The sequence below is a fragment of the Streptomyces sp. WELS2 genome (assembly GCF_013870595.1).
Taxonomy (GTDB): domain Bacteria; phylum Actinomycetota; class Actinomycetes; order Streptomycetales; family Streptomycetaceae; genus Streptomyces.
Window position 1 is genome coordinate 1 of sequence record NZ_JACBWZ010000376.1, and the last position, 5,842, is coordinate 5,842.

Annotated in this window: 7 protein-coding genes and 1 riboswitch; of the genes, 3 read left to right on the forward strand and 4 right to left on the reverse strand. The window is 73.1% G+C overall.

Features of this window, described 5'->3' with window-relative positions; translation table 11 throughout:
* The coding region (locus H5J33_RS20875) for a pyridoxal-dependent decarboxylase (protein ID WP_258565259.1) at positions 1–772 on the forward strand (772 nt) is incomplete at its 5' end.
* A gap of 102 nt (positions 773–874) precedes the next feature.
* On the opposite strand, the gene H5J33_RS20880 is transcribed toward H5J33_RS20875, so the two are convergent.
* The 4 genes from H5J33_RS20880 to H5J33_RS20895 all read right to left on the reverse strand — a co-directional run bounded on the left by H5J33_RS20880 (position 875) and on the right by H5J33_RS20895 (position 4,037).
* Complete coding sequence (locus H5J33_RS20880; protein WP_181796448.1) at positions 875–1,789, reverse strand: SDR family oxidoreductase; 915 nt, start codon at positions 1,787–1,789, stop codon at positions 875–877.
* 91 nt (positions 1,790–1,880) lie between these two features.
* Positions 1,881–2,510 (reverse strand): MBL fold metallo-hydrolase, encoded by a 630-nt coding sequence (locus tag H5J33_RS20885; RefSeq protein WP_181796449.1) that lies wholly within the window; start codon positions 2,508–2,510, stop codon positions 1,881–1,883.
* Positions 2,510–3,598 (reverse strand): S-(hydroxymethyl)mycothiol dehydrogenase, encoded by a 1,089-nt coding sequence (locus H5J33_RS20890; RefSeq protein ID WP_181796450.1) that lies wholly within the window; start codon positions 3,596–3,598, stop codon positions 2,510–2,512. Before H5J33_RS20890 ends, H5J33_RS20885 begins: the two co-directional genes overlap by 1 nt.
* A 124-nt stretch (positions 3,599–3,722) precedes the next feature.
* Positions 3,723–4,037, reverse strand: a complete 315-nt coding sequence (locus tag H5J33_RS20895) for a hypothetical protein (RefSeq protein ID WP_181796451.1) — start codon at positions 4,035–4,037, stop codon at positions 3,723–3,725.
* A 176-nt stretch (positions 4,038–4,213) separates the two neighbouring features.
* Between H5J33_RS20895 and H5J33_RS20900 the strand changes: the two genes are divergently transcribed.
* Together H5J33_RS20900 and H5J33_RS20905 are read left to right on the forward strand one after the other, a co-directional pair.
* Positions 4,214–4,579, forward strand: coding sequence for a nuclear transport factor 2 family protein (locus H5J33_RS20900; protein ID WP_181796452.1), 366 nt, complete (start codon positions 4,214–4,216; stop codon positions 4,577–4,579).
* Between the two features lie 61 nt (positions 4,580–4,640).
* Positions 4,641–4,721: riboswitch (ZMP/ZTP riboswitch) on the forward strand.
* A gap of 26 nt (positions 4,722–4,747) precedes the next feature.
* On the forward strand, positions 4,748–5,605 hold the full coding sequence (locus tag H5J33_RS20905) for a bifunctional 5,10-methylenetetrahydrofolate dehydrogenase/5,10-methenyltetrahydrofolate cyclohydrolase (RefSeq protein WP_181796453.1): 858 nt from the start codon (positions 4,748–4,750) through the stop codon (positions 5,603–5,605).
* Positions 5,606–5,842 lie beyond the last annotated feature (237 nt).

Below are 5,842 nucleotides of genomic sequence, written 5' to 3' on the forward strand. Positions count from 1 at the left end.
ACTGCACGGGCCAGGTCCACAGGGAGCGGCGCCAGCCGAGGCGGCGCTGGCCGAGCGGGCGGGCCGGCCGGTGATCGTGGTCGCGAACGCGGGCACCGTGAACACCGTCGACTTCGACGATCTGCGGGCGATCGCCGCGCTGAGGGAACGGTACGACTTCTGGCTGCACGTGGACGGGGCGTTCGGCGCGTTCGCCGCGCTCAGCCCCCGGTACGCGGCGCTGGTCGACGGACTGGACGCGGCCGACTCGGTCTGCGTGGACCTGCACAAGTGGCTGAACGTCCCCTATGACGCGGCCGTTCAGTTCACCCGGCGCCGCGATCTGCAGGTGGCGGTGTTCCACAACGCCTCGCCGTATCTGGGACCGCCCACGGGCGAACCGGAGTTCCTGCACCTGACCCCGGAGAACTCACGCCGGCTGCGGGCCCTGCCGGCCTGGTTCTCGCTGATGGCCTACGGGCGGGCCGGGCACCGGGAGATCGTGGAGCGCGATGTGGCGCTGGCCCGCCGGCTCGGCGCGGGTGTCGAGGCACTGCCGGGTCTGCGCCTGCTGGCCCCGGTGCGGCTCAACGTCGTCTGCTTCACCCTCGCCGCGGACCCGTCCGAGGAGCGGGTGGCACGGCTGGCCCGGGCGGTCGCCGAGTCCGGGGAGGCGTTCGTGACGCCGACGGTCCACGACGGGGTGCCCGGGCTGCGCGCGGCGTTCAGCAACTGGCGGACCACCGAGGCGGACACCGACCGGGTGCTGCGGGTCCTGGCCGCTTCGGTCTGACGCCTCGTCGGTGATGCGGAACGGCCGTACGGGAGCATGGCGGCCGGATCAGACCGGCGGCAGGCCCCCGCGGGCGCGGATCCGCCTTTGCCGCGCGGGAGTTCACCGGTACCCGGTGACGTCCGCCGGTTTGCCCGCGTCCTGCACCTCGGTCAGGTACCGCCAGGCGTCCGGGCGGCTGCCGTCGAGGTCGGTGAAGCCGTACACCCGCGCCAGGCCGCCGCTGGAGAGGGACTGCCCGTTGAGCCGGGCCACGTCCGGGTCGGCGGCCAGCGCCGCCACGGCCCGGCCGGTGAAGCGCGGGGTCTCGGAGATGGCGAAGTGGGGTTCGCGGTCCAGGGCGTCCCGCCAGTTCTCCTCGCGCACGCCGAACTCGTCGAGCATGATCTCCGAGCGCATCCAGCCCGGTGTCAGGGCCACCGCCGTCGCGCCGCGCGGCCCGAGTTCGTGCCCCAGGGCGAAGGCCATGCGCAGGACGGACGCCTTGGCGAGGTCGTAGAAGAAGTTCACGCGGTAGGTGTCGCGGTTGTACTCGGCGGTGCCGTCGGTGACCTCCACGACCAGGCCGCCGGGCCGGCGCAGGAGCAGCGGCAGGGCGTAGTGACTGGTGACGGCGTGGGTCTCGACGGCGAGGCGGAGCAGCCGCAGCCCGCTGTCGAGGTCGTGCTCCCACACGGGGGTGTTCCACTCGAAGAGCTTCTCCCCGCCCCAGATGTCGTTGACGAGGACGTCGAGGCGGCCCCGTTCTCCGGCGATCCGGTCCACCAGGTGCCGTACGGCCGAGTGGTCGAGGTGGTCGGCCACCACGGCGATGCCCCGGCCGCCGGCCTCGGTGACGAGGTCGGCGGTGTCCTCGATGGTCTCGGGGCGGTCGTACTCCGAGCGGCGGGAGCGGGTGCTGCGGCCGGTGACGTACACGGTGGCGCCGGCCGCGCCGAGTTCCACGGCGATGCCCCGGCCCGCGCCCCTTGTCGCCCCGGCCACCAGCGCCACCTTGCCGTCCAGCGGTCCTGTCATGTCCTGCCTCCCGTGTGCGGTGCCTGCTGTGTCCTGCCACTCTCACGGGGATACCGGACATCTTCTGTCGGTGTTTGGTGGGCGTCCGGGATCAGTGCCCGCGGTCGATCCACTCCTGGAGGTGCGGGGCCTCCGCGCCGATGGTGGTGGCGTCGCCGTGCCCGGTGAGGACCTTGGTCCCGGCCGGCAGGGTGAGGAGACGGTCGCGGATGGAGTCGATGATGGTCGGGAAGTGGGAGAAGGAGCGTCCGGTGGCGCCCGGGCCGCCCTGGAAGAGGGTGTCGCCCGTGAAGACGGTGCCGAGGCCGGGGTCGTACAGGCAGACGGCGCCCGGGGCGTGGCCGGGGGTGTGCAGCACGGTGAGGTCGGCGCCGGCGGCCTCGATGACCTGGCCGTCGAGGAGGTGCCGGTCGGGTTCGCGGTCCGGGTGGGTCTGCCTCCACAGCGGCAGGTCGTCGGGGTGCAGCCAGATCGTGGCGCCGGTCAGGTCGGCCAGGCGCGGGGCGGCGTTGACGTGGTCGTTGTGGGCGTGCGTGCACACGATGGCGGTCAGCCGGCGGTCGCCGACGGCGCGGGCGATGGCCTCGGCGTCGTGGGCGGCGTCGATGACGATCACCTCGTGGTCGTCGCCGACGAGCCACACGTTGTTCTCCACGTCCCAGCTGCCGCCGTCCAGGGTGAACCGGCCGCTGGTGACGAGGCGTTCGATCCGCGCGGTCATCACAGCACCACCACCGAACGCAGTACGTCGCCGTGGTGCATCCGCTCGAAGGCCTGCTCCACCTGGTCGAGTTCGATGGTCTCGGTGACGAACGCGTCGAGCGGCAGGCGGCCTTGCAGATGCAGGTCGATCAGCATCGGGAAGTCGCGGCTGGGCAGGCAGTCGCCGTACCAGCTGGACTTCAGGGCGCCGCCGCGGCCGAACACGTCCAGCAGGGGCAGTTCGAGCTTCATGTCGGGGGTGGGGACGCCGACGAGGACGACGGTGCCGGCCAGGTCGCGGGCGTAGAAGGCCTGCCGGTAGGTCTCGGGGCGGCCGACGGCCTCGATGACGACGTCGGCGCCGAAGCCGCCGGTCAGCTCGCGGATCGCCTCGATGGGGTCGGTCTCCTTGGCGTTGACGGTGTGGGTGGCGCCCAGGGTGCGTGCCGTGTCCAGCTTGCGGTCGTCGATGTCCACGGCGATGACGCGGGCCGCGCCGGCCAGGTTCGCCCCGGCGATGGCCGCGCCACCGACACCGCCGCAGCCGATGACGGCGACCGAGTCGCCGCGGCCGACGCCGCCGGTGTTGATCGCGGCGCCGATGCCGGCCATCACCCCGCAGCCGAGGAGGCCCGCGACCGCCGGGGAGACGGCCGGGTCGACCTTGGTGCACTGGCCGGCCGCGACGAGCGTCTTCTCGGCGAAGGCGCCGATGCCGAGGGCCGGGGACAGCTCCTGGCCGGTGGCGGCGAGGGTCATCTTCTGCCGGGCGTTGTGGGTGTTGAAGCAGTACCAGGGCCGGCCGCGCAGACAGGCCCGGCACTGCCCGCACACCGCACGCCAGTTGAGGATGACGAAGTCCCCCGGGGCGACGTCGGTGACGCCCTCGCCGACCGACTCCACGACGCCGGCGGCCTCGTGGCCGAGCAGGAAGGGGAAGTCGTCGGAGATGCCGCCCTGCTTGTAGTGCAGATCGGTGTGGCAGACCCCGCAGGCCTGGACGCGTACGACGGCCTCGCCGGGCCCCGGGTCCGGCACCACGATCGTCTCGACCCGTACGGGCTCGTTCCTGCCCGGTGCGATGACCCCGCGTACTTCCTGCGCCATGGCCTGTCCCTTCATCGAATGCCTTCGCCGACGACCCTACGACGCGGCCGGCCGGCAGCGGGAAGGATCACACACATGATCGCGGATCTTTCCGGCCACCGTCGGCCGCGGCGCGGGCGGGGGGTCAGCGCAGGCGGACGGGAACGGCGTTCACCAGGCCGAGCACGGGCGCCGCGGGGGCGATGACCTGCTCCAGCTGGCGCAACTGGTTCAGTTCGCGCAGGTGCTTCAGCTCCCGCACCTGGTCGCTGACCTTCGGTACCCGGCTGCGGTGCGGCTCGGGGATGTCACCGGCGGTGAGCGAGTCCAGCGTGGAGAGTGCGGCGAGCTTTCCGACGAGGGGGGCGCCGGTGCCCGCCGCGTCCGCCTGGGGGGCGGCGATGCCGGCGATCCCGGCGGCCAGTCCGACGGCGGCGGCGATGCGACGTGTTGAGATCATGCCCTCAGCAACGGCCCGGTGCCCCGGCCGGACACGGGTGGCGCAGCGGGCTCACCCGTGAGGCGGACCGCGGCGGCTGCGCTTGCCGGGGCCGCCGGGGCGGAGGAGTCTCGTCAGGGGGGACCCGTGGCGGTCCGCTCACGGGCGCGGGCCGCGGGCGCCTGAAGGAGGTCACCATGGGCAGCGCGACGGGCTCCGCTTTCGACGCCGAGACACTGCGCCGGGGCATAGAGGGCAACACCGGCAACACTCTTCTGTCGCTGTACGCGGACGACGCGCGGATCCGCATCGTCGACCGTGTCCACCAGCCCAGTCACCCCACGGAGCTGCACGGGCGGGTGCAGATCGCCGAGTTGCTGGACGACATCTACCACCGCGACATGACGCACAAGCTCGAGCGGTGCGTCATCCAGGGCGACCACGCCGCCTACAGCGAGTCCTGCGAGTACGCGGACGGCACCCGGGTCCTGGCCGAGTCGATGCTCACGCTGCGGGACGGCAAGATCGCCGACCAGCTGATCATCCAGGCCTGGGACGAGTAGACCGGGCCCCGGCGGCGCGGGAAAGGCGGTCGGCAGGTCGTACGCACACTCGGTTACGCTGTACGCGGGCCGTGACTGGCGCTGAGGTGGAGCACCACCGGGGAGCGGCCCGCGAGGTCAGCCGCGCGCCTGGGCGAGAAGAGTCGATCCAGTCCAGGAGTTCGCCGCATGACCCAGACCCAGGCCGCCCGTCTGATGGACGGCACCGCGCTCGCCCGCCGCATCGTGGAGGACACCGCGCGGCAGGCCGCCGCGCTCACCGAGCGCACCGGCACCGCGCCGTGTCTCGCGACCGTACTGGTCGGCGAGGACCCGGCCTCGGTGACCTACGTCCGCATGAAGCAGAACCGCTGCCGCAAGGCCGGCATCACCTCCCGGCACGTCGCCCTTCCGGCCGGCACCACGACGGAGGAACTCGTCGGTACGCTGCGGGAGTTGTCGGCCGACCCGGCAGTGCACGGGATCCTGTTGCAGCACCCGGTGGGCGACCACATCGACGAGCGGGCCGCGTTCGAGGCGATCGCGCCGGAGAAGGACGTGGACGGTGTCACCTTCGCCTCGTTCGCCACGATGAGCTTCGGGCTGCCGGGCTTCGTCTCCTGCACGCCGGGCGGCATCCTGCGGCTGCTGGACGAGTACGGCGTCGACCCGGCCGGGAAGCGGGCCGTGGTGGTGGGGCGCAGCGCGATCCTCGGCAAGCCGGTGGGCATGCTGCTGCTGGCGCGGGACGCGACCGTGACGTACTGCCACTCGCGCACCCGGGACCTGTCGGCGGCGGTGCGCGAGGCCGACATCGTCGTGGCCGCGGTGGGCCGGCCGCGGCTGATCCGCGGGCAGGACATCAAGCCGGGCGCGGTCGTGGTCGACGCGGGCTACAACCCGGGCAACGTGGGCGACGTCGACTTCGACTCGGCCGTGGAGCGGGCCTCGCTGATCACGCCGGTGCCGGGCGGCGTGGGCCCGATGACGATCGCCACGCTGCTGGAGCAGACGGTGACGGCGGCCGGCCGGCAGCTCGGGGCGTAGGCGTGCCGCACCGGGACGCGGGTGACGCGCGTACCGGGTGATCGAACGGACGAAGGCCTTCCGGGGGCGTGTGGCGACGGCTGCGACCGTGCTCGGGAGGCCCTCGTGCTCCCTCACGGCTGCGCCGGCCGTCCCTGGACAGCGGCCGTCCCGGGCGGGGCACGCCGGGGCGGCCGAAGTCGGACGGGGCCGCACCGTTCCGGCCGAGACGGGTTTGGTGGGTCCGCTCGCGGCGGA